Annotated in this window: 18 protein-coding genes and 3 pseudogenes; 8 read left to right on the top strand and 13 right to left on the bottom strand. The window is 65.3% G+C overall.

Annotated elements, in window-relative coordinates; translation table 11 throughout:
- Positions 1-282 precede the first annotated feature (282 nt).
- The 3 genes and pseudogenes from H1A17_RS18805 to H1A17_RS18795 form a co-directional block, all read right to left on the bottom strand.
- On the bottom strand, positions 283-2,340 hold the full coding sequence (locus H1A17_RS18805) for an N-6 DNA methylase (RefSeq protein WP_194822491.1): 2,058 nt from the start codon (positions 2,338-2,340) through the stop codon (positions 283-285).
- A gap of 413 nt (positions 2,341-2,753) precedes the next feature.
- On the bottom strand, positions 2,754-5,219 hold the full coding sequence (gene hsdR / locus H1A17_RS18800; RefSeq protein ID WP_194822490.1) for an EcoAI/FtnUII family type I restriction enzme subunit R: 2,466 nt from the start codon (positions 5,217-5,219) through the stop codon (positions 2,754-2,756).
- Positions 5,220-5,680: 461 nt separating this feature from the next.
- Positions 5,681-6,019, bottom strand: a pseudogene (locus tag H1A17_RS18795) (transposase family protein); the annotation flags it as partial.
- Between H1A17_RS18795 and H1A17_RS18790 the strand changes: the two are divergent.
- Positions 5,984-6,265: a glycosyltransferase gene (locus H1A17_RS18790; RefSeq protein WP_309236805.1), complete on the top strand. Its 282-nt coding sequence runs from the start codon at positions 5,984-5,986 to the stop codon at positions 6,263-6,265. The pseudogene H1A17_RS18795 and the gene H1A17_RS18790 sit on opposite strands and share 36 nt — an antisense overlap.
- On the opposite strand, the gene H1A17_RS18785 is transcribed toward H1A17_RS18790, so the two are convergent.
- Positions 6,262-6,660: a hypothetical protein gene (locus H1A17_RS18785; protein WP_228543804.1), complete on the bottom strand. Its 399-nt coding sequence runs from the start codon at positions 6,658-6,660 to the stop codon at positions 6,262-6,264. The genes H1A17_RS18790 and H1A17_RS18785 overlap by 4 nt on opposite strands.
- 122 nt (positions 6,661-6,782) lie before the next feature.
- Between H1A17_RS18785 and H1A17_RS18780 the strand changes: the two genes are divergently transcribed.
- On the top strand, positions 6,783-7,400 hold the full coding sequence (locus H1A17_RS18780; protein ID WP_194822489.1) for a hypothetical protein: 618 nt from the start codon (positions 6,783-6,785) through the stop codon (positions 7,398-7,400).
- Here H1A17_RS18780 and H1A17_RS35860 read toward each other — a convergent pair.
- From H1A17_RS35860 to H1A17_RS18740, 8 genes are all read right to left on the bottom strand, one after another.
- On the bottom strand, positions 7,374-7,739 hold the full coding sequence (locus tag H1A17_RS35860) for a DEAD/DEAH box helicase family protein (RefSeq protein WP_194822488.1): 366 nt from the start codon (positions 7,737-7,739) through the stop codon (positions 7,374-7,376). The genes H1A17_RS18780 and H1A17_RS35860 overlap by 27 nt on opposite strands.
- An 84-nt stretch (positions 7,740-7,823) precedes the next feature.
- Positions 7,824-8,954, bottom strand: a complete 1,131-nt coding sequence (locus H1A17_RS18770) for a CDC27 family protein (protein ID WP_194822487.1) — start codon at positions 8,952-8,954, stop codon at positions 7,824-7,826.
- Between the two features lie 272 nt (positions 8,955-9,226).
- On the bottom strand, positions 9,227-10,489 hold the full coding sequence (locus H1A17_RS18765; RefSeq protein WP_194822486.1) for a histidine decarboxylase: 1,263 nt from the start codon (positions 10,487-10,489) through the stop codon (positions 9,227-9,229).
- Entirely contained in the window at positions 10,486-11,316 is an 831-nt protein-coding gene (locus H1A17_RS18760) for a hypothetical protein (RefSeq protein ID WP_228543803.1), read from the bottom strand. The genes H1A17_RS18765 and H1A17_RS18760 overlap by 4 nt, the downstream gene beginning before the upstream one ends.
- Positions 11,317-11,517: 201 nt before the next feature.
- Positions 11,518-12,975 (bottom strand): APC family permease, encoded by a 1,458-nt coding sequence (locus H1A17_RS18755; RefSeq protein ID WP_194822485.1) that lies wholly within the window; start codon positions 12,973-12,975, stop codon positions 11,518-11,520.
- On the bottom strand, positions 12,972-13,298 hold the full coding sequence (locus tag H1A17_RS18750) for a hypothetical protein (RefSeq protein WP_194822484.1): 327 nt from the start codon (positions 13,296-13,298) through the stop codon (positions 12,972-12,974). The genes H1A17_RS18755 and H1A17_RS18750 overlap by 4 nt, the downstream gene beginning before the upstream one ends.
- A gap of 180 nt (positions 13,299-13,478) precedes the next feature.
- Positions 13,479-14,162 carry an N-acetyltransferase gene (locus tag H1A17_RS18745; RefSeq protein WP_309236804.1) on the bottom strand — a complete coding sequence of 228 codons (684 nt, stop codon included), beginning with the start codon at positions 14,160-14,162 and terminating at the stop codon, positions 13,479-13,481.
- Positions 14,159-15,409, bottom strand: a complete 1,251-nt coding sequence (locus H1A17_RS18740; RefSeq protein WP_228543802.1) for an FAD-binding oxidoreductase — start codon at positions 15,407-15,409, stop codon at positions 14,159-14,161. Before H1A17_RS18740 ends, H1A17_RS18745 begins: the two co-directional genes overlap by 4 nt.
- A 243-nt stretch (positions 15,410-15,652) precedes the next feature.
- On the opposite strand from H1A17_RS18740, the gene H1A17_RS18735 reads away from it, so the two are divergent.
- Positions 15,653-17,290 carry a helix-turn-helix transcriptional regulator gene (locus tag H1A17_RS18735; protein WP_194822483.1) on the top strand — a complete coding sequence of 546 codons (1,638 nt, stop codon included), beginning with the start codon at positions 15,653-15,655 and terminating at the stop codon, positions 17,288-17,290.
- Here H1A17_RS18735 and H1A17_RS18730 read toward each other — a convergent pair.
- On the bottom strand, positions 17,287-17,838 hold the full coding sequence (locus H1A17_RS18730; protein ID WP_309236803.1) for a GNAT family N-acetyltransferase: 552 nt from the start codon (positions 17,836-17,838) through the stop codon (positions 17,287-17,289). The genes H1A17_RS18735 and H1A17_RS18730 overlap by 4 nt on opposite strands.
- Positions 17,839-18,280: 442 nt before the next feature.
- On the opposite strand from H1A17_RS18730, the gene H1A17_RS18725 reads away from it, so the two are divergent.
- The 5 genes and pseudogenes from H1A17_RS18725 to H1A17_RS35850 all read left to right on the top strand — a co-directional run.
- Entirely contained in the window at positions 18,281-19,750 is a 1,470-nt protein-coding gene (locus H1A17_RS18725; RefSeq protein ID WP_309236802.1) for a tetratricopeptide repeat protein, read from the top strand.
- 287 nt (positions 19,751-20,037) lie between these two features.
- On the top strand, positions 20,038-22,284 hold the full coding sequence (locus tag H1A17_RS18720) for a CHAT domain-containing protein (RefSeq protein WP_228543800.1): 2,247 nt from the start codon (positions 20,038-20,040) through the stop codon (positions 22,282-22,284).
- The gene (locus tag H1A17_RS18715) at positions 22,281-23,348 is read left to right on the top strand and encodes a tetratricopeptide repeat protein (protein WP_194822481.1); all 1,068 of its coding nucleotides are present in this window, start codon (positions 22,281-22,283) and stop codon (positions 23,346-23,348) included. Before H1A17_RS18720 ends, H1A17_RS18715 begins: the two co-directional genes overlap by 4 nt.
- A gap of 481 nt (positions 23,349-23,829) precedes the next feature.
- Positions 23,830-23,886: pseudogene (locus H1A17_RS35855) on the top strand (excalibur calcium-binding domain-containing protein); the annotation flags it as partial.
- Between the two features lie 91 nt (positions 23,887-23,977).
- Positions 23,978-24,034, top strand: a pseudogene (locus H1A17_RS35850) (excalibur calcium-binding domain-containing protein); the annotation flags it as partial.
- Between the last annotated feature and the right edge of the window lie 164 nt (positions 24,035-24,198).

Here is a 24,198-nt window from a genome sequence, read left to right as displayed (position 1 = left end):
ACTGCTGTCAATGTCGACCGCTGCTGGCTCGCATTACTGGTTGGACCCGTCCGAAGATCCGTACTCCTGCACCGTTGAACCTGGCTGATCATTCCCGCGCACACCCGACTCCGTTTCGGTCGCCCCCCGCAGTCGACCTACGAGGGCGCTGGGAGAGACCCGCCGCCCCAGGGGGTACTTCCGCCAGCTCGCGTCCAGATCCCTACGGACTGTCCGGGAGCGACCGAGGCAAGCGAGTCCGCTTCCTTGACTATTGCGGTGCTTGAGAGGGTATGGCGCCCATCATGAGGAACTGAAGGCAGCATTGAGGAGCGACAGGCGAAGAGCTTTAGACTTCTCTTGTTGCTCAATCACAGCCTTATCAATGCTCATCAGGCTATCAAGGTGCATAGCAATCTGACGCTGCTTCTCCAAGTCTGGAAGCGGAACCTCGGTGGCAAGCAACCTCGCGACGTTCACTCGCTGGCGGCGGGATCCCATTCCTGTGGTTCCGTCCCGTAGTCGCGCATGCAACTCCGGCCAGCGTGCTAAATGAGCTACGTAGCTAGGGTCAGCTACTTCGGCATTAATGTCGAAGGTCGGGAACTCTTGTGAGACGAAGAGTCCTTCGAAATCCTTGGTTACCGTGGCGAGCGCGCCTTCCCATGCGAACAGCTTACTAAACACAAATTGGTTGACATGCAAGCGATAGAGGGTGCGATAATTCGTTTCCGATCCGTAAATCATAGGCCGCTTGAACAAACCACGGCCATAGCTGTATATGCCAGCTGTGATGTATCGCTCTTCTTCCTCCACTGTCACCGGGTCTGCTGACAGCGTCAGAATCTTACTCAACGGCGACCATGGCACATTCTTAGTAGCAACTTCCACTGGGGTAAGTCCACCCAACAGTTCCAGGATCTGACGCTCGATGGCCACAAGGTCCACTATTAGATCACTCGGATCACGATGACTTAGACCAGTGGCCGCACTAGGGTTAGGGCGGTCAAGATTAAAGTCATCCCGTTCGATGTCCGCCCACGCCACGCGCCAGGCATGGTGATTTTCAATTCGACCATCACGATGCTCACCGCCCCACCACTCAATGCAGTCGGCGAATTCCTCGTAACGCATGGGCTTGGTCTTTGAATACCCTCGCCGGCCTTCCGGAGCGGGCATCTGATAGAACCAAGTCTCTTTCGTTGGTCCGGTTTTCTCGAAGAAGAGAAGATTTGCAGGTATCGGAGTATATGGCGCGAATACTCCTTGACTCAGCCGCACTATAGTATGCAGGTTGCATTCCTTCAAGAGCTTTTCTCTGACACGCGGACCGATTCCAGCTCCCGAAAGAACGCCGTTAGGTAGCACGACCGCGCATCGACCGCCGGGCTCCAGTTTGTCAATGACGGCCAGAAGATATAGTAATGAAGTCTCTTTCGTTCGGAGGCCCTGAGGAAAGCGTTGTGCGACCGAGCCTTCTTCCTCTCCACCAAACGGCGGGTTCGTTAGTACGACACGCACTCGGTTCGCCGGCTTGTTCTCGTTAAGCATCCGAATAAGTGCGTTGTCGCGAATGACTGCCGGACTGTTCACATGGTGCAAAATAAGGTTCATTACGCAGAGTAGGTATGGAAGAGGTTTCTTCTCGATTCCACGAAGATTGGCATGCAGTTCAGCCAACAGTACGCTGCTGTTCGCTGAGGTGCGAAGCTTTTCGAACGCCTCAACCAGGAATCCCCCTGTCCCGCAGGCGGGGTCGAGAATACTCTCTCCGAGCTTGAGAAAAGTCTGTTCTACCATGAACTTGATGACTGGTCGAGGCGTATAAAACTCGCCCGAATCTCCTGCCGCGTCGCGCATCTCTTTGAGGATGGACTCGTAGAGAAATGCGATCGCGTGGTAGTCGTCGGATGTACGGAAATTAATCCGGTTCACCTGGTCGACGAGATCGCGGAGCAGTACCCCGGACAGCATTCGGTTGTTGATCTCTTTAAAGACCGCAGAGATGATGTTTCTCGGATCCGACGGGTCCTTGCTCGACGGAAGATCGCGCAAATATGGAAGCAGGTCATCATTCACAAATTTCAGTAGACGTTCGCCACTGAAGTCCTGATCGGAGGCCCACGTCTTCCAGCGGTACCGTTCATCTATCGCTGGCTTGAAGCGCGGTCCCTCGATAAGGAACCGCTCTTCCTCGAGTGTGTCGAAGGCCCGAAGAAAGAGGAGCCAGGAGAGTTGAGGAAGCCGGTCGAGATCTCCGTTTAGGCCGGCATCCTTGCGCATGATGTCGCGGGCAGATTTGATTGCGGAGCCGAACTGAGCGCGAGTGGTCGGTGGTACGTCGGTCCTCTTTGTTGCCATGTCGAAATTCCGTTCGGTTGTCGGCAGTCAGAGCGTCGGCCCAGAAGGCGTAAATCAGGTTCATCGCGTCGGTCGCCGCCGCTTTTGGTAACGGTGACGTCGGCCCACGATCATCGGGTATCTCTAACGTCAGTGCGGTGGCGGATCGGGCAGCGTTGTAAGAGTCGAACGATGTGGCAATCGGCGTGCTGCCAATTGCCGCGCTGCACCTGGCATTGCTGGACCTGATATCTGTGCCCGACGTCGCATGCCTTCGCCCGCGTTGAAGTACGCTCGCCGGCTTGCGCTGAGGCACCAGAGCAGGCTACGAGCACTGCGGGGATCAGCCAGCACGCGGACATGGTACCACGCAGAATAGTGTAGCTCACTGGTAGCGTAAAGTGAACGAGCCGCGCAAGGCTTAATCGTTCCGCTTAGGCCGCCACGCTAAACAGTCGGGTGCCAAGGTTGTCCAGAGCCTCATGCAGCTTATCGCCCCCGTTAAACCGCTCAGCAAGTTCAATGATCGTCCCATGCTCGGTAAACGGTGGGACCTGTAGTGCGCTGGGCGACAACTCAGACGGGCCGTACGCGGCGTACTTCTCTAGCACGAGATCCAGAATCTCCCGCGCTCGGGTGGGGAATCCGGCAAGGAAGTCGCGGTGTTCGCGTCGTAGCCGGGCTACCCGCTCATCACGGCTGACAAGGGGGAATTCCCAACCTATGTGCAACAGCAGGTCGATCGGGTCCACTTCCGGATGTTGGAGCTTCACTGGGAGTTCGGAGACGGGAATGTCGGCGGCTTCAAGTGCTTCGCTGAGCAGGCGGCGACTCTTGGCTATCGCCCACTGCGCTCGAAGATTGGCAGGATCAAGGTCCAGTTCGATGAGTCGAGCCTGGACGTATTGGCGGTACGTCACCAGGCGCAGGCGGCGGCCGTCGCCCTCTAGGACGTAGAATGCCTCGCCCCACACAAATACATCGACACCATTTACGTAGAGGCGGACGCCGTTGGCACGGATGTTGTCGATCTGGTCGGGATCGTCCACTACGTTGGCAGGGCCATCGCTTGCAGCTGTCTTGTCTGCGACATTGCCGTCCTGCTCCTGGTAATCGGACCCAGGGCCGGCGGCTTCTTCCGTCAAGTCTTCGTCAGCTTCCGACTGCTCTATTGTGGTCTCGAAGCTACCTTCGTCGTCAACGTCGTCCCGTACGATACGGATCGGTGGACCATCGAAAGTCGGATCGTTGAACAAGACCGTCGCCTCGACGAAGTCGATAATGTCAAACGATGATTTCCTCACATCCTCACATACTCGAGTGCCACGACCGATTATTTGCTTGAACTCTGGCATGGAACCGATACGTCGAAACAGTACGATGTTACGTACCGATGGCATATCGACCCCGGTGGTAAGCAAGCGAGACGTCACTGCGATCACGGGTTCATCGGTGTCGATCTTTTTGAACCGGTCCAATAGCGCCCGGCCAGGATCACCATCGTCGTCGGTGATCCGGCAAACATAGTCGGGATACCGCTGGACCATGTCGTAGTTCGCGTTGGTTAATGCCTGCCGCATTCGGTGTGCATGGTCATTGTTTTCGCAGAACACGATCGTCTTACCCAACCGATCGGTCTCCCGTAGGTAGTTGGTTAGGTAGGCTGCAGCTTCCTCGGTGCGTTCAAGGATGGCCAAGACCCGCTCGTGGTCCTTGGGCGTATAAAGCCGATCTGGAATCTCGTTGCCGTAAATGTCGCGCTGCCCTGCGGTCGGCCGCCATCCCATAATGTCGACGTTGAGGCGCGCCTTCCGAACCCGATAGGGCGCCAGGTAACCGTCCTCGATTCCCTGAGCCAATGAATACTCATACACTGGGTCGCCGAAGTAGTTGTATGTGTCGGCATCGCGCTTGTTGATCGGTGTCGCTGTCATTCCGATTTGCGTCGACGGACTGAAGTACTTTAGGATTTTGCTCCACTGTGCCTCATCTCGGGCGCTCCCCCGATGGCACTCATCAACGATGATCAGATCGAAGTAGTCCGAGTCATAGCGCTTGTATAGTGGCTGATCGTTGCCGCGGTCGAGCGTCTGATAGAGTGCAAAGTAGATGTCCCGTCCGCGCGCCGCCACCCCGCGCTCTATCTTGTGGACCACGTCCCCGAACCCCTGGATGAAATACTCGTCCTTTGGCTGGTCAATCAACATGCTGCGGTCGGCAAGGTAGAGAACGCGAGGGGGGCGGCCTCCCGTCCACTCGGCGCGCCGCAGCTTGGCGACGATCAGGTAGGCAACCAGAGTCTTGCCAGTGCCAGTAGCGAGAGTCAACAGAATCCGCTTATCACCACGGGTAATTGCGTGAACGGCACGGTTGACCGCCACCTTTTGGTAGTAGCGCGCTTCGCGTGGTGTATTGTTGAAGTTGCGTAACTGCTGATCGAAGGGCATCAACACTACTTCGGTCTGCAGCCCCCTGTCGAGGCCCCGCGCTTGCCGATAGCGGGCAAGTAGCGTCTCCGGGGAAGGAAATGCCCCAACCTCGGTCATCAGGCCCGTTGATAGATCAATTTCGTGGATCACGCGACCGTTCGTTGCGTACGCGAACGGCACGTCAAGCAACCGCGCGTACCGCTTGGCCTGTTCGATGCCGTCGGCGGCGTTCTTGCTGGTCCGTTTGGCCTCTACGATCCCGATCGGGAGTCCATCACGGTGTTCCAGCACATAGTCAGCCTTCAGCTTCGACTGACGCGAATGTCGCCGCGTAGTAGCAACCAACTTGCCCGCATTAATTGGGTATTGCGGCCAGATCTGCTCCTCTGGCCACCCCGACGCGGCAAGCGCGGGCAGCACAAACCATTTGCACGTTTCGTCCTCAGTCAGCCTCGCAGCACCAAATGTCACTACCACTTCTTACACGATGCGGGCGACACTCACTACCCGCCCGTACTTCTAGCGCAGCGCGCCAGCCACCACGGGGCCGGTCTCCAACATTCCCGGAGAGCTACGCCAGATGGATGCAGCGCCTGTGCCACCCGCAACTTGGTCGCGATCTCTGCGGTCGGCAGTGCACGAGCAGTGCCGCAGCCAGATCCCGTCCTACCTGCAGGCAGGCACAAGCGGCCCCTCTGACTGGTTCCGACCTCCAGGGCAACCCATGTTTCGCAATGCCACGCTTGATCGGTTTCGTAGCGGCGGCCCGTCCCAGACCGGCGCGCGAAGCGCGGTGTCTAGGACTTCCACGGCCAATGCTGCCGATGTGCTGATCTCGCATATCACCGATGCGGAAGCTCCCCCGCCAGGGCTGTTGCATTCTCGCGGGGCGGCACGTTGACCAGCGGTTTTATAGAGAGAGACAGCCCTTTTCATCGTGGTTCTCGGCTGGTCTGGGCGTGGTGTAGGACGAGGATGGCCTGGATGATCGCGGTGGCGCATCGGGGCAGCCGCGGAGCTTGGTGAGGACTTTCCAGGCTTTGAGGGTGGCGACGGCGCGTTCAGCCGACGGCCCGGGTCTTGGCGTGGTGGCGGTTGACGGTCTTCTTCCGGCGGGACAGTCGGGGTCGGTATCGGCGGCGTTTGAACGGCGTACGGACGCTGCCGCCAGCGCCTTGGTACGCCTTGTCAGCGAAGGTCATCACGTTCGCGCTGGTCAGCGCGTTGATCAGGTCGTGAGTGCGGGCGGCGGTGAGGTCGTGTACGGCGCCGCGCCGGTCGTCACCACCACCGCTGGCGGCCTGGCCGAGCAGGTAACCGAGGGGGTCACCGGATTCACCAGCGAACCAGCCCGCCCTGACGCGCTGGCAGCCGCGATCGATCGGGCGCTGGCCACCACCCCAAAGCAGCGGGATCAGATGCGCCAGGCAGGCCAGAGCGAGCTGAACTCCCGCTTCAACCACGACGCCGCGGTGGGCCGATTCCTGGGTGAGATCACGCCGTGGGCTGTCCGCTAGGGCGTGAGACGCATGTGGCTAACCTCCACGCCTGGCCGCACCAGCGTCGTGCCGCCGACCTGGATCCAGCCGCCCCACATGCCGCCACCGTGGTAGGTGCCGAGGCATGAGCATTCGCAGTCGGAATGCTCGGCCTTCTGGCAGTTGGAGTCGCACCGCTCCGTGGTCTTGAACTCCAGGTACAAGTCGACCGCGCCGAACCGGTCGGCAAGTGCGCGGGCAAGGCGCATCAGGTGCGTTCGGGCGATCTCCCACCGGCGCTCGGGGCCGTTCCACCGGGGGCGGGTCCTCTCGCCGAGGGCGTCGTGCAGCCACGCCCGGTTGCTGGGGCTGTAGGGCATCTGGAGGTGCAGGCGGGTTTGGCCGATGCGGCGGTCGATACGGAGAGTCGACATGTGAGGTGTCCCTTCAGTGGGGTTTCACCTCGCATATGTGCCAGAGGTCAGCGCGCTGTTCACGTCTGTCTCCTACCTGACATCCGGCGGGCAGGGTGGCGTGGGGGCGGCATCATGCCTGCGTGAAGATCGAAGACTTGGTCGATGGTGCGTCCATCGGGTCGATGGTAATCAGTCTCGCCGTCGGATTGGTGGCGTGGCTGGGGTGGAGAACATCCGTCGGTGTCCGCCGCGACCAGGTCGAAGCCGAGGAGCGGCGCAGGCACCGCGAAATGCGGCCCGTACTGGAAGTGTTGCTCGGCACGAGGGGAACACCGGAGCCGGCGTTACTGGTGGTCAAGCTGATTGGTCCGCGTGAGGTGGAGCAGTACGACTGGATTCGGTTGGCCATCCGTGACGACGGGAAAAACCGCACCCCGCACGGCGATGTCACCACTGAGGCGATCCGCGAGCAGGTATGGGGGCCGTTCCGGCTGCGCCCCGGCGTGGACGGCGCTGACCGGGAGGGGCGTGCCGCCCAACAGGACGCTCGGGCAGTTACCGATTCCTGGCTGTTCACCGTCGACCGGTCAACCCCGCCCCGCTGGTATGGGGGTGGGGATGTGGAGTGGCGAAAGGACTACGCGGGGAAGCCGGTCCGGTTGCGGATTGAGATCGGGTTGGGTAAGCGGTCGTGGTCGGAACTGGTGGAGGTCCCTACGGCGCGCGAGGTATCACGGAAGGCCAGGTTCGCTGACTAACGGCCGGTGAGGGTCGGGCCCGTCGCAGCACAGTTCATCCCCGTGTTGGCCAAACGGCGCGTTGCCTGCCTCGTCGGGGTGACCGGCGACGTCGGCGACGGAGCCGTCACTGCACACCGCCGCCGTGTGGACACCGAGGGGCCGCCACACCCGCAGCGTCTGACCGACCAGGGCCAGCGACGGACACACAACCCGTGGGCAGCACCGTACTGCCGCGTGTGCGGCGATCAGTGTCTTTCCGGTCCCGCAGGCGGCGATGACCTGTCCCCTGCCGTCGCGGGCGGCACCCTCAACGATCGCCTCGACCGCTTCCTGCTGATATCCGCGCAGCGGCGGCAATGCGTCCGCCGGCAGGGATCGCCGGTCGGGGGCCGTCGGGTCGTTGTCCGCCCACCTTGCCGCTTGCGGCCGTCTCCGGGGCGGTCACGCCCGCGCCACCGAGGCGGGAAGGTTCACTGCTGCTCCTGGGCTGCTGTCGCGGTCGGTGGTGTGGCGCTGCCGTAGCCGGTTGAGGTGTGCGGTCATGCGGGCGGTGGTGGGATGCCCGGGGTGGGCACGGCGGTGGCGGTCGATGGTGTCGGCGAGGAGGGCGCGGGCGGCGTCGTGGTGACCGAGGTCGTGCAGGACGAGAGCGGTGGTGGCGCGGACTGCGAGGGTGGGGTGCGCGTCCGGTCCGGCGGTGGCGGCCAGGTGATCGGCGAGCTCCCGCAGGAGGTGGTACGCGCGCTGGTGGTGGCCTACCTGGCGGTGCGCGGTAGCGAGGGTATGGGCGGCGGTCAGGGTGTGCGGGTGGGTGGGGCCGTGGAGGCAGGCGAGGCTGCGGTGGGCGTAGTCCGCCCAACGAATCGCCGCCTCGCCGTGCAGTAGCGGGGCGAGCAGGTGCGCGGCCTCGGCGTGAACAACCTCGGTGGCGGTGGTGGTGGGGTCGATGCCGGCGAGGATGTTCCGCAGGATGGTGCGGGCACGCTGCGGATCGGTGCCGGTGAGGTTGCGGGCAAGGTCGAGGTGTCCGGGCGGAACCGGTCGGGGTGAGCGGGTACTGGGCCAGGTGATCCGCAGGTCGCTCGGGTGGGTGCCGGCGGTGATCCGGGTGATCAACCGGCGGGCGTGACCGGCGGCGATACCCGCCGCCTTGGGGTGGGTGAGCGCGGGTACGAGATGCGCGGCGTGCCGCAGGACCACCACGCCGACGGCGCTGGCGACTGCTGTCGCGTTCAGCACAGGTCGACGGCACGGTGGTGGGCAGTCATAGACGAGACCGGCCCAGGTGAACACCGCCGTCATGGGGTGTTGGCAGAACCGGCAGTGCAGCAGCCCGTCGGGCAGCAGGACCGGGTCGACGCCGGTGTGGGTGCTCGATGCGTTGGGCGGTGGTGCTGCGGCGGTGGCGTGGGTGCGGGCTTTGGTGACCCAGGTTTGGAGGAGTCGGCGGTCGAGGTGGAGTTCCCGGGCGACGGCGCTGATCGGGCCGCGTCGTCCGGCGGCGCGGGCGGCTTCGACCTGGCGCACGGCGTCGGCGATGACGTCGGAGGTGTAGGTGCGGGGCAAAGCCATCAGGAAGGTCAGTCCCTCGGCAAGACGAACGGGCAGGGAAGCAAACAGGGCGTTGGCGGGGCCGGCCGCAGCGATCACCAGGCCGGCCGGTGGTCAGGGCGTGGGGTGGTGGCGGGCGCGGTGATGCGGGGCACGAGTGCGGCGGCGGCGTCGATGACGTCCTGCTGGTGCGGGGGGCAGCGGACAGGATCGGACCGCGGTGAGCAGGTGCGCCGAGACGCGGGCAAGCCGGGGCTCGGAAGAGCCGGGGCGGCGGGGTGGCAAGCAGTGGATCAAGGGGTGCCGATGCCAGCGGTGGGTGAAGACGTTCGCCGGGGCCTGGGGATCGACCTCGGCAGGTGTGGGTGACCCGGGCCTGAACCCGGCCCGGTGGCGTCGGTGAGGTCGGTGACGAAGGCGTCGATCTGGCCTTGGGTGACGCCGGGCATGCAGATGAGGTGACTGACGTCCGCGTCGGTCGCCAGGAGCCACTTCGCCCGCACTGCGGCGGGTGGGGTGGGGAGGACGACGGTGAAGGCGTGGGGGTGTCGCCAGGCGGGCCAGCCGGCGGCGGTGAGCCGGTCGACGGTGTAGGCGGCGAGACGGCGTGCTTCGCTGACCCGCCACCGGTGTCCTTCCCGGCCGTGGGTGGCGATGGCGTGCCACAGCAGGGCGGCGGCCAGCCCGCACCGGGACCCGGTCACGGTGGAGTCGAGCGTCGCGGTGTAGGTGACCGGGGCACCTTCGCGGCGGAGGCTGTCGCGGATGAGGACCACCCCGCACGGTGTCGGTACCCCGAGGAACTTGTGCCCCGACACCGTGACGCTGCCGATGCCGCTGTCGTCGTCCAGGCGGAGCCGCCCGTCGAGGGCGAGGGGGATGCCGGACAGGGCCGCGTCGACGTGCACATGCCGGCCCGGCACCTCGAAGGAGTCGAGGACGGCCCGGATGTGGGTGGTGTCGTCGACGGCTTCGGTCATGGTGGTGCCGGCGGTGGCGACCACGATCGCCGGCCACCGCCGGTGCCGGCGTATGCGGAGGGCGAGGTGGTCGTAGTCCATCTCCCCGTCCGCACCCGCGTTGACGACCACGCCGCGTGCTCCGAGCATTTCGATGATCTTTGGGATGGAGTAGTGGGCGGCGGTGGAGTAGTAGATGCGGGCGGTGGGGAGGCGGCGGTGGGCGGTGTGGAGGGCGGAGAGGTTGCCTTCGGTGCCGCCGGTGGTGACGTAGCCCCACCGGTCGTGGGTGGGCATGTGGAGGGTGTCGGCGAGCCAGGCGATGACGGCTTGTTCGAGGATGCGGGTGTGGGGGGTGCCGCTGGTGTCGGTGGGGTCGCCGATGTTGTTCCACAGGCGGTGGCCGAGGCGGGCCATCACCTCTCGGTGGTCGAGGTCGACCGCGCCGGGGAACCCGATGCTCGTCGGCGCGGCCGTGTCGGCTTCGGCGATCAGGTGGTCCAGGACCGCGGTGATGTCAACCGGCGTATGGCCGAGGTCCGCGGCCTCGGCGAGACCACGCAGGCGAGCGGGCGCGGGGGTGGGGGTGTGGGTCATGCCGGACGTCCCGCGAGGAGGTGCCCGGGGAGGGTGCGGTGCAGGCGGGTGAGCTGCGTCCAGGTGTCCCGGGTGACGGCGTCGCCCTGGTCGGTGAGGTGTGCGTGGGGGTTGTAGTGGGTGACCCGGTCGGGGTCGAGGGGTTTGGTGCAGCGGACACCGTCCGCGCCGATCGGGGCGTGGGGGTCGCGGTCGACGTGCAGGGCGGTGCCGTCGGTGAGTAGGACGAAGCATTGGCCCTTGAGGTCGAACACCGAACGGCGACGGTCGTCGCCCGAGGAGCGTAGGGTCCGGGCGAGTTGCTGCCAGCGGCCCTGGTCGGAGTCGAGGGTCGTCACGCCCATGCCGACGTAGACGGCCCCGGCGGGCAGGGTCATGTCGCCGCCGTTGACCATCGACCCCTGCGGGCCGAGGGGATGCCACCGGCGGCCCGCCGCCCCGGCCCGGGTGATGCTGTCGGTGACGACCTCGGTGAGGTCGGCCAGCAACCTTGGTAGGTGCTGGGATTCGGGGGAGGCCAGCCACAGCCGGTAGGCGGTGTGCAGGTGGTAGCCGTGGGGTTGGGCGGGGGCGTCGGAGACGAAGAACAGCATCACCCCGTGCGGGCTGAGCGCGTCGCGGTGTCCGTAGCGTTGGTCGGCTTCGATCATGTGTCCGGTGTTCAGGCGTTTCGCCCGGTAGACGATCTGCTGCCGCAGGTCGGCCCACCACCGGGCCTCGACCGACACCCTGTCGTCGGGTTCCCCCGGCTGCGGGGGTGAAGGGGTGTGCTCGGGCGGGGCCACGTGGACGGGGGCGTCCCGGCGATACGGTCGCTCGTCGGGCATGCGGTAGTCCGGCGGGGCCGGCTGGATCAGGCGGGGACCCGGTGGGGGTTGGTGGTCCGCCGGTCGGCGGGGGCCGGGTGGTGGCGTCGGCCGTGGAGGTTCGGGCCGCCAGGCGGGATCCAGCGGGTCACTGCTGCGGTAGCCCTGTGCCGCTGGGGTGTGGGCGGTGTAGGTCTTCATGGTCGGGGTGTTCCTCGGGGTTCAGATGGAGATGTGCAGGGCGTCGGGCACGGCATGCGTCTTCGGGGTGCCATGACCGATGCCGGCGTAGACGTCAGGTCGGGTTCGGCGCAGGTGCGCGGCCCACATGCCGCCTGCGGTAGCGGTGGCGGCGAGGATCGCCGGGAGCAGCAGCGGATACGGTGATCCGGGTGCGGCCCCGAGTAGCGAGCCGACGTTGCCGACCATCGCCACCAGGACCACCGACCCGCCGATCACCCCCAGCACGGGTGCGAACCTCCACTGCCAGATTCCGGAGCGTTCACCCCGCACGGCGGGTGAGGCGGCCAGCACGGCGATCGAGGCGGCGAGGAGCAGGCAGAGCAGGCCGAGTGCGCCGAGGGTCGACAGCCAGGTGAACATCACCGCCACCGGGTCGACCCCGGCGACCGCGAACACCGTGACGACGAGTGCCGCCACCGCCGTCTGGGTGAGAGACCCGCCGCGTGGGGCGCTGACCCGGGTCGTGCTGTCGGTGCGGGCGAGACCGGTGGGGAGGACACCTTCGCGGGCCATGGCGAACACGTACCGGGCGATCACGTTGTGGAACGCCAACATCGACGTGACGATCGCGAACACCAGCACCACCCCGGCAACACCCACCCACGCCGTCCCGGCGGGTTCGAGGATCGTGAACGGCAGGCCGGAGGACGGATCGGCCGCGCGGGAAGCGACCGTGTCCGGGCCGACGGCCACGCCCATCGCCCACGCCGCAGCGGCATACACGCCACCCAGGACGAGAACGGCGGTGATGGTGGCGCGGCCGATCGACCGGCGGTCGACGGCTTCCTCCACGAACGAACCGGGGGCGTCGACGCCCATGAACGCGGCCACGCACAACGCCACCGCCCCACCGATCCCCCCGACCGCCAGACCGGAGGCGTCGAACCCCTCCCACGACACCGTCCCGCCGGCCGGCGCGCCGAGGCCGGCGGCGACGAACAGGCCGACGATCAGCAGCGACACCGTGAGGACCCCACCGAGGACCCAGGTGGACAAGGCGATCGCCCGTACTCCGAGTGCGCCGACGACGGCCCAGGCGATGCCGGCCCACACCCACCAGGTGCCGCCGAGTTGGGCGGCGAGGGTCGCCCCGAACAGGCCGTACAGGCTGGTCTGGATCGCCGTGTACGCGACCAGGGCGACCAGGCCGGCGGCGACACCCCAACTGCGGCTGACACTGTGGGCGAGGATGCCGTAGTAGGCCGCCGGGTGCCCGACCTGCCGGGCCAGCGCCGTGTAGCCGACCATCAACAACGCGACGACACCCGTCACCAGGACGAAGGTGAGGGGTAGGGCGGTCACCCGGGTCGTGGCGTAGGTGGTGACCAGACCACCGGCGAGGACCACCATCGGCGCGGACGCCGCCGCACCGAAGATCGACAAACTGGTCGGGGTCATCGTCCGGCGGGCGAGAGCCACCTGCTCGTGCATGCTCATCGCTGCCCCCGCTGCGGGACGTCCGGGCACGACGGCTTACGGCAGTCCCGTACCGGGTGGGTGGTGACGTCGGCGGCGTGCACCGGCACCAGGTACACGGCGGTGGGTCGTACCGGGCCGGTGCGCCAGTAGCTGCGGTCGCGGTCGAGTCGCCGCAACGCCACGTCGGCGCGCGGGGTGAACCCGAACAGGTCGTGCGTGCCGTCCGGCCACTCCCGGCGCAGCGCGTACCCCCACAGGTGCACCTGCGGCTCGGTGCCCGCGTCGTCCGCGCGGGCGGGGGTGGTGGGGCGGGTGCGGGTGGGGGTCAGCCAGGGCGGCAACCACCAACCCGCCGCACGCCTGCGCGGCGGAACCATAACCACCGGACGCTCGACAACGGTCAACATGAGACAAGCCCTTTCTTCGGACAGTGGGTGCACGGGTGGGACTGGCGGGCCACACGGCCTCCGCCAGCTACTGATCAGGGGTGACGCACTACCGGGCGCGGTCAGAGAGAACGGTCAGGGAGAACGCGGCGGTGTCGGGAGGAGCCGGCCACGTAGCGGGGTCACGCCACGGCGCAGCCGGGCCCGTGGGGGAAGCCCGCCACACGACCGGCCGGGGCCGGGGCGCCACATCCGCCACAGCGCGGGACCGCCCGGCTCCAGCAGGATCGGTGACCTCGGCTCGTACCCCAGCGCGGCCAGCAGGCTCTCCCTCGGACGACCACCCGGCACCTCCGCGTACGCGGGGAGTCCTTCGGCGTCGAGGACCCGGTGGTGGGCGGTCAGCAACGTCCGCGCGGTGTCGTCGTGGCCGGGACGCGTGGCGAGGTGCGCCAGGTAGGCGTGGGGGACGTGCGGGACCACGGCGTCGAGGTAGGCGTGCCAGAGTGCGAACCGGGACGCGTACGGGCCGAGGGCCTGGTGCAGGTCATACATCCACGCCGCCGCCGGCACGGGCACTTCCGGCCGTCGCAGCCACACCGCCACCGCCGAACGGTCCCCGGTCGTGTCGACCTGGCCGCGCTCCAGCCCCCATGACACCAGCAGCCGCGCATACCGGCCCAGCACCTCGGGTCGTTCGGCGGCATCCGGCACCAGCCAGCCACCCACCGCACCATCCGACAGCGCCTCCGCGACGAGCACCGACAGCGCGTCGAGGTCCGCAGCCGAGGCGCGACGTACCACCTCCGTGCGCGTCACGACGCCACCCCCGACCCACCGTCAGCGCCGCTGTCCTCGGACGTCTCGGCGACCGCGGTGTCGGTGTGACGTTGTCGCGACGCCCACGCACCCACGTCGAACCCCCGCTGGAACGTCACCGCCACGTGCAGGTCGTCAGGCTCGACACCGCCGATCGGCAGCCACGTCCGCGCTTCCCGGACGAACTCCGGCGGCCCACACACCAACACCGCCTGCCCCGCCTCGTAGTGGTGCAGCACCGACCCCAGCAAACTCCCCCGAGCAACCGGATCGGCACCACCGTCGCCCGAGAGCACCACCACCACCGTCAACCACTCACCATGCTCCCGCTGCAACCCATCCAACGCCGCCGCGTCATACAGACCCCCCAACCTGCGAACACCCACCACCAACGTCACCCGCCGCCCACCCGGCGAGGCCGCAACCTGCTCCACCAACGCCCGCAACGGCGCAAGCCCCGTACCCCCAGCAACGAGCAACAGATCGGCATCACCGGCCGCCGCCAACGACAAGCCCACCTCACACGGCGGCCCCAACCACAGCAACTCCCCCGCCGTCACCTGCCTCACCAGCACGGGCGAGACGACACCACCAGGAACGACACTGACGTGGAACTCCACCGTCCCGTCCGGACGCGGCGCGTTCGCCGGAGACAACCACCGCCACCTCCCCGGCAACCGAGGCGAACACACCGGCACAGCGTCACCCGGCAAGTAGTGCAGCCGCCGCACCGGACGCACCGTCACCACCGCGACGCACCCCGACGCCGACACCACCGACTCCACCACACCGAACATCACCTGCGGGCCGTCGCCCAGCATGCCGGCGGACTGCTCGGCCAGACGCAACACCCGGAAACAACCCTGCTCCCACACCCGGACCAGCTCCGGCCCCCACGACTCCCCCGCGAACCGCCGCACCGTGTCCACCACGGCCGCCGCGATCACCGTCCCGTGATACGGATACAGGTCGAACCGCCGGTACAACCGGCCCAACACCACCAGTCCCGCCCGGTAAGCAGCAGGATCGGCACCGTGCGCGATCGCCTCCACCAGCGTCGAGAAGAACACCGGCGCAAGCCGCTCTGGCAGAAACCGCACACTCCGATCCACCATGAACGACCAGAAGTACGCCGCCGCCCGTTCATGATCAGCGATAGCAGGGGTCAGCGACTGCTCAAGATCAGGCGCGGACATGAACCACTTCCTCCGGTGGATCGTCACGTCCACCCCTCTCGACACCGCCATCGGACAACGCCTTCCGGGCATCACTGGTCCACATCCTTCGCAATGCGAAGAAGGCGCAGGAACGCGGTCGCCCGGCAACTGCGTCCACGATCATTGACGCGGCCCCGACGCCGCCACCTGTGATCATTGGGAGGTTTCCTTCCCCACAATTCCCCGTGTCGCGGGGAAGTTACATAGACGGCCCGAATTGCGTACGGTGGTGCAGCACCATCGATGGGCACGGCTGACGGGGAAGGGCCGCACATGACCGACGGGAATCCCGAGAGCCTGCGGCAGCAACAAACGCGCCTCGCCGCCGAACTACGGTCAGCGGGAAGAACATGGGTCGAGACCGCCGAGGTCTTCCGCGACAGGTTCCGCCTCAACCCCCGCGTCGCGCTGCGCGTCGTGCGCGGATGGAGCCAGGCGAAGGCCGCCGAGGAATGGAACCAGCGCTGGCCCGACGAACCCAAGTCGTTCAAGAGCTTCTCGTACTGGGAGATCTGGCCCGGCAAGGGTGGCTACTCACCCTCCCAGGAGAACCTGGCCCGCCTCGCCGAACTCTACGAATGCAGCGTCGCCGACCTCCTGGCCGACCTACCGAGCTTCCGCCACCTCGACTCCGCCACCGCATCGACCCCCGTCACGCCCGAGGGGGTGAAACCCGGCCTGCAAGGTGAAATCATGGTGCCGAGCGAGGCAGAGATCCTGCTTCGTGACCTGCTCGGTCGACGCCCCGGCGCCGACGCGGACGCCCCGCCACAAGCGGAAACCGCCGGCCTGTACCGCCGACCCGAGGAGGTCAACTTCGCAGAGTTGGCGCAGGTCATCACCATGTGGATGCAACGAGTACCCCACCCCCAGACCCGACGCGACATGCTGACCAAGCTGACCGCCGCACTCGCCGTCGCCGCAACAGCACCACTGACCGACCTCGCAGGCTTCACCGACAGCGCCACCGCCGCACCCACGCTCACCGACCCCGCACGGTTCGAGCCGGCCACCCTCGCTCACTGCGAAGCCATGATCCCCAACCTGCGTAAACAGGGCGACGTCCTCGGCGCTGCCGCCACCCTCCCCACCGCCCTGGCCTACCGGCGCATCGCCGAACAACAGGCCAAAGCCGCACCCCACGGCCCACACCGCGACCGCGCCATCGCCACCTACGCCGAACTCACCCAACTCGCCGGCTGGCTCTGCTTCAACACCGGCGACTACCACACCGCACAACGCCTCTACGACGACGCACGCACCGCCGCCCACGACGCCCGCGCCGTCGAACTCGTCACCTACATCCTCTGCACCATGAGCCACCTCGCCACCTGGCAAGGCAAACCCCGCATCGGCATCGACCACGCCGCAGCAGCCTCCGCCTGGGCCGACCAGACCGGCAGCCCCTACGCCCGCGCCTACGCCGCCGACGTAGCCGTCCGCGCCCTCACCGCCGACAACCAAAACCACCAATCCAAACAAGCCCTCGACCGCGAGTACGCCGCACTGCAAGCAGCACTCACCGACCCCCACCCCAGCCAGTCCTGGTGGTACTTCTACGACGAATCCTTCTACTGGGCTACCAATGCACAGAACTTGCTGAAGTTCGACGGAGCTGAGCAGGTGCTCGCGGCAACCGAACTGGCGCTCAACCTCGGCGACCCGGGCAATCTGCACAACCGCTCGTTCCGATTGCTGTTTCGCTCGGAGGCTTTTGCACGTCAGAAGAACATCGGTCTGGCCTGCCAGGCCATCACTGATGTCCTAGAACTGACCGCCGTGAAGTCGACACCCCGCGTCGAACAACGAGTGCAACAACTGCGGCGCGGCCTCGACCCGTGGAAACGCACCCGAGCGGTGCGGGAGCTCGACCAGGCGATCAACGCCCACCGCTCGCCGCCCCTCACCTAGCGCAGCGGGCGCACGAACTTGACGTACTCCCGGTAGTAGGCACCGGGACCTCCAGGAACGACACCGACCCGCTGCCAGCCCCATCCCTCATAGAGCGCATGAGTGGCGGTCGCGGCAGGGTTGGCCGACAGCGTGGCGCGTTCCTCATGCCGTCCTCTCAGGAACGAATCGTGCAGGCCGCGCCCGATCCCCCGGCCCTGCCACGCCTTGCGTACCTCGATCTCGGCCAGGACCACCGTGCGTTCGCCACCCCGTTCGTCGGTGAACCCCTCCTCCGGCGCCGGCTGAAGCCCCGCGAACCAGTCCCGATCCTGCCGCAGGCTGTACCCGAAGACGAACCCCACCAACTCATCCCCCACCCGCGCGGTCACCAACTCGTAGTTCCGCGCACCCAGCGCCCCCGTGGCCCGCCCCCGGAACGCATCGACCTTGACCGTCGCATCCTCGCCAGGCACCTGCCCGTACGCATCCGCGTAGACCTCACACAACTCGTCCATCAACCCGCCAGCAGCCTCAGCACCAAGGCGGGTATACGTCACATCGCTCACGCCCACCACCCTACGGACGCCCCCACGCCCCACCCTTCCCCGCACCACGGGGAACTACGCTGAGCAAACACCGACTGACCTCGCAGTCTTGACGCGGTGGCAGGCTCTAGGCCCGCTATTACAGCGGCGAGATTGCCAACGAAGTGGGCGACCGCAGCAGTCAATCGCTGCTGGCAACCCCTGGAATGCCACCTGAGCTGTCACGTGGCCTCGACAGCTCACTGTCGAATACCCGACACTCACTGTGGGCGCAAAGCAAGGCATCACTCAGAAGACGATGTCAACCGGAAGAGACTAAGCTCGCGGGCACCAGAGTTAGAGGACTATCCGACCACCTTGGGCGTACGCAGATCCTACGGTCTTCGGGTCAATCGTCTAGTTGGCGCGGCCTGAAGGTTGAGAGAAGAGACATGGGAGCAGGCTTATGGATCGCCTAGATTCAGTGGCCGACACTGGTCAATCACGGCAAGAACAGCTTCCCGCTCGCGGTGAAACAGAAACCACTCTCGCCCGCTGGGTGGAGCTACACCGCCTCGCGGTAGCGGGCCAGGAATCGGCGATCGCCCGGGATTCGGGGAGTCGCATAGCGAAAATTTGGCTGCCAAGGTCTCGGTTCGCAGATGTCGTGACTCTCACAAGCGCGACCCTGACCTTTGGCCCAGACGTCGACGCCTTTTACCATCTGGGCTGGGCCCAGTTTGCCTTAGGGCAACCCCGAAGTTCATTGGATACCTACACACATGCCCTGCGCCTTGCCCGCGAGTCTGGCAATAGCGGCAAAGAAGCGTCCATCCTGAACAATATCGGTCTAGTGTATGCCGGAATTGGTGAGGTAAAGCAAGCCATTACCTGCCACAGAGATTCTCTCCACATAAGCCGAATGGCCGGAAACCGCGATAGTGAAGCGGCCACCCTCAATAACATAGGCGGAATACACGACCGACTCGGAAACCCGCAACAGGCCCTCAACTACTACCACCAGGCCCTATCTATCCGAAGAGAAATCGGCAACCCCAACGGCGAATCCGCCATCCTGAACAACATAGGCGGAATACACGACCGACTCGGAAACCCGCAACAAGCCCTCAACTACTACCACCAGGCCCTATCTATCCGAAGAGAAATCGGCGACACCAAGGGCGAAGCGACATCCCTGAGCAACATTGGACTTGTACATAGCAGGCTCGGAGACTGGCAGCAGGCCCTCACGCATTACCAACATGCCCTCCAGATCCGCCGGGAAGTCGGCGACCGCGCCGGAGAAGCGGTCACCCTCAACAACATCGGCGGCTCGCACAACAGGCTCGGAGACTGGCAGCAGGCCCTCACGCATTACCAACATGCCCTCCAGATCCGCCGGGAAGTCGGCGACCGCGCCGGAGAAGCGGTCACCCTCAACAACATCGGTCTCGTGCATAGCAACGTCGAAAATTGGCAGCAGGCCCTGACCTACTACCGGCGAGCACTACCCATTCGGCGGGAAGTCGGCGACCGCGCCGGCGAGGCGACCACCCTGACCAACATCGGCCTCGCATATGATGGCCTTGGAGACTGGCAACGGGCGTTGACTTACTACCAGCAGGCCCTACCCATCCGGCGGGATGTTGGCGACCGCGGAGGGGAGGCGACGACTCTTGCCAACATTGGCGCTATTCAACTAGTGCAAGGCAATTTTGCTGCAGCGCAGAACATTCTGGGTGAGGCGCTTAAGATTTTCCAAGTCGTTGGCGATCGCCGTTCAGAGGCGATAGTCCGAGCCCACTTAGCCGACCTGCTAGTGCAGATGAGTCGAGTGGCCGATGCCGTCGAGGTACAGCGTCGCGCAGTCACCTTGGCTGAGCAGACGAGCCATCCGGAGTTGGAGCGGATGCGTACGTTCCTGGTCGAGCTTGAGCAGATGAGGAGGAGTTAGGCTTAGGCGCTGTTGTGGAGGTTTCGGAATCGGATAGGGTTGGTGCTTGCTGGACTCGGCTCGGCCAAGACGATCTTGGGCTGCTGGCATTCGCGTCGTCCTTCCGGGGTGACCGTCACGGTATTGCTCCGCGATGGGGCGCGCGGTGTGAGGCATCCACTGCCAGCCGGGTACAGGTCGCCTTCGAATACCGCTACAAGCGTGATCGGGGGGATTTGGTGGTTGGAGATCGCCTTGTAGAAGGCCGACTCTCCGCAGCGATGAGGTCGGAGGCCAGAATGGGCGAGATGGACACGTACGAGTTGGAGATCCTCGAACAGACCTCCGACTACGCCGAGCTGCGGCTGTCGACCGGCGGGGGCCCACCGAGGACCCGGGGTATCGATATGGCGGCGATCGACCGGCTGATCGGAATGGTGGAACGCGATTATAGCCAAGACGCGTTCGCGCAACGGGTTTTCGGTGCGCCGCCGCTGCGGGAACTCGGCACGCAACTGGCGGTCTTCCTCGACGGTGACGAACGCTGGCTGACCCCTCTGATGGGCCGTCCGCCCGGCGTAGCGTTGCGGATCACCACGGCCGGACGGCTACGGCACCTGCCGTGGGAGCTCCTCGCCTCTGACGGCGCTTACCTGACCGTGTCTGGTCACGCTCCGCTGCTTCCGGTAAGGGCGGTGGGAACCCACACAGCTCTCAAGAGCCCGGTCGCCCCGGGGAACCGACCCCTGCGGGTGCTGTTCATGGCGACGTCTCCCGAGGGAGTCGAGCCCATGCTCGGCTATGAAGCCGAGGAGGCGGCGATCCTAGCGGCCACCGCGCGCACCACCACCGATCTGGTTGTGGAGGAAAGCGGCACCCTGGACGGGCTTCGCTTCCTGTCCCGGGACTACGGCGCGGGCCACTTCGACGTCCTGCACCTCAGCGGCCACGCCACCATCAAGGACGGTCAACCCACGTTCCTGACGGAGAACGAGTTCGGAGGGCTCGCTTACGCCACCGCCGATCAGATCGCCCGGGCCATGGCCGGGCACTGGCCCCGGCTGGTCTTCGTCTCCGGCTGCCTCACCGGCAGCTCCCCCGACGCCGGCACGCTCCCCTCGATGAGCGAAAGCCTGATTCGGGCCGGTGCTCCCGCCGTGCTGGGCTGGGCGCTGCCCGTAGGCGACATCTCCGCCACCGAGTTCGCCGCCGAGCTCTACCGGTCACTTGCCGACGGGGAACCACTCGACCGGGCCGTCGTCGACGCTCGTTGCCACCTCTACACCAACCAACGCGGCAACTGGCACCTGCTGCGCCTCTACGCCGACCGTTCCCCCCTCGCCCCCATGGTCACCCCGCTGAACACCAAAGGCCGAGCACGCCTACAGACCCGCCCCGCCGAACAGGAATTCCTCGACCCACAGACCCAACGGTCCCGGGTCGCCGGCCGCGCGACGTTCGTCGGCCGGCGACGCGTGATTCAACGTTGCCTGCGGACCCTCAAACAACCCGCCGATGACCACGCCGCACAGGCCCTCGTCCTGCACGGCATGGGTGGCCTCGGCAAGAGCAGCCTCGCATCCCGTCTGCTAGAACGCATGCCCACCCACCAACGTGCCGTCTGGTACGGCCGCGTCGACCTGACCAAGTTCCGAGAGCTCACCACCAAGATCACTCTGCCCACCCTCCAGCAGCAGATCGCCGCCACTGAACTCCTCGACAACGACAAGGCACCCCTGGCCCTCCGCCTACGCCACCTCCTGCACGCCGACGGACCCCTCGGGCAGACCCCCTGCCTATTCGTTTTCGACGACTTCGAAGACGGCAACCTCGACGAACGCGACGGCACCCATATCCTGTCGACCGACATGGCCGACATACTGCCCGCCCTGCTCACCGCCATCCGCGACACCGGAAGCCCCAGCCGGGTAATCATCACCACCCGCTACCGCTTCCCAACCCCAACTGCCACCACGATCACCGTGGAATCCCTGGAAACCCTGACCCCCGTCGAGCAGGACAAGAAACTCGCCAACCTGCCGAACCTTCGCCCAGGCTCCCCCACCGACCCTGAAATCCGCGCCCGGGCCATCCAAGCCGCCGCCGGTAACCCCCGCCTTCTCGACTGGCTCGACCGCATCGTCGCCGATGCCACCCTCGACATCAACGACCTCATCACCGCCATCGAGAGCGAGGCTCACCGATTTCGGGAGAACATTCTCGCGGAGAAGCTTCTCCATTCCCAGCATCCCGACCTCCAGACCATGCTCGCGCGGGTCAACGTCATCGAACTCCCCGTACCCGCCGACACCGTCCACGCCCTCCACCAACACCCCAACGCCACTACGCACATCACCCGCGCCGTCCAACTCGGCCTCCTCGAACAAGGCACCGACCCGGCAACCCAGCAACCCCGCTACTACGTATCTGACATCCTCCGCCCCCTCCTACGCCCCCTACTCACCGACGACGACCACACCGATGCCTGCGCCACCGCAGCCCGATCCCTCTACCAACTCTGGCTCGTCGACCCCACTAGCGAGTTGCCATCATGATTACCCCCAGCCAGTGGGCAGAGATACACCGCCTCGCTGTCGCAGGCCGAGAAGCTACGATCGCCCGGACCGTTGGGCATCTGGTGGCGGGTGCCTGGATGCCCAGATCCCGATTCAGGGAGGTTGCAGCTCTGGCAAGCGCAACCCTGACCCTCGGCCCCGACGCTGACGCGTTCTGCGATCTTGGCTCGGCCGAATCAGCCATGGGCCAAGTTAGGCACTCCTTAAGCAGCTACGAGCGGGCCCTGAACCTTTACCGGAAAGCCGGAGACCGTCGTGGCGAAGCAGCAACCCTCAGCAATATTGGCCGCACGCACAACTGGCTTGGCGAACAACCACAGGCCCTGGCCTTCTATCACCAAGCATTACTAATCGCTACAGATATATCCGATCATGCGGGACAGGCGACGATCCTCTGCAACATTGGTCGCGTGTTCGAAGAGCTCGGGCAGCATCAGAAGGCTCTGACTTACTATGAACATGCTCTACCCATAGCCAGGAAGGTCAACGATCGCATCGGCGAAGCAGTTATACTCAACAACATTGGCGGAAGCCACAACATACTCAAGAATCCGCATTTAGCCCTAACCGCATTTCACCAAGCACTCGATATACGACGACAAGTCGGCGACCGCGCCGGAGAGGCTATTACCCTCAACAACATCGGCCGGGCGTACGCCAATCTCGACGACCCACATCGAGCCCTGGCCTACTACCACCAAAGCCTCCCCATCAGACGGGAAGTCGGCGACCGCAATGGCGAAGCGAACACCCTCCATAACCTCGGCGACACGTGCTACAAACTCAACGACCACCAGCAGGCCCTCGCCCATTACCAGAAGGCCACCACAATCCGACAGGAAATCGGTCAGCACGCACGTGAGGTGAACAGCCGATACAACAGCGCGACAATACTCCGGGCAGAGGGACAGCTCGACCTGGCTATGCGCGAGCTCGAAATCGTTGTCAGCCTTGACTATAGAATTAACCATCCGGACCTCGAATCCCATATGGCAATACTCGAAGAGCTACGCCAAGAACAGTCCGAGACTCAGGTAAAATGACTATCTTTCCGCCCACCTCTTTGAGGCACCAGATCATGCGGTGACAGCATGATGCAACGCTTCACACGCTTAGCCTTGAGGCGGGTGGTGGTCGGCATCTTGCCGCTTCGGGGGAGAATTTGTAGCTATTCTTTGCCGTACTCTGCCAGCCCCATTAACCTTCGGCGTCGGGGCTCGACGGACACCTCAGACAAGTACCCGCTCCGTCCGTCGTGAGGGGCCATTCGGTACTAGAAGTCGGAGGCGAACCAGGCGGGGTTCCGGTCACTGCCCTCGATTCTTAGGTCGCGGCTGGTGAGGCTTGCTCCCCGGACCAGCACTGAGCAAGGAGTTTCGTTCCGCTTCATACTTCGACGGCCGGGACCTTGCAACCCCCGACGACATGCCAACCCAACCCCGAGCTCAACCAGCAAGCCGAAGCCTGCCCTCTACCATAAGAACTGCGACGCGGTCAGGGCGACCGACGACGCCCCGATGTTAGAGGGGGGAGCCCGGCTACTGGCCCGAGCTGGACCGGGACGGCGACGGGGAAGCCTGCAAGCCAAACGGCGGCAACGGCGACCTGGGCGGCTACGACGACACCAACGGCGACGTGTACTACGCGAACTGCACGGCGACGCGGCGGGTGCGGCCCCGGGTACTCGCGGAAACTGGACCGCGACGGCGACGGGATCGCCTGCAAGTAGCCGCCGTCGTCAGCGGGGGTTCGGCCTTCACCCGCTCAGTGAGCGTTTCGCATGTCTGTCAGTCGGGTGTGTTGAGAGTGCGGCGTTGTTGGCGGGTGGCGGGTCCGCCTCGGGTGAGGCGGGCGAGCATGCCAGCGATCGCGGCCCAGCGGATGATGGCTTCC

The organism is Micromonospora sp. S-DT3-3-22 (assembly GCF_015354745.1).
Classification (GTDB): domain Bacteria; phylum Actinomycetota; class Actinomycetes; order Mycobacteriales; family Micromonosporaceae; genus Micromonospora; species Micromonospora wenchangensis.
The sequence above is the reverse complement of the archived record's forward strand: the minus strand, read 5'-3'. Positions and strand labels throughout refer to the sequence as shown.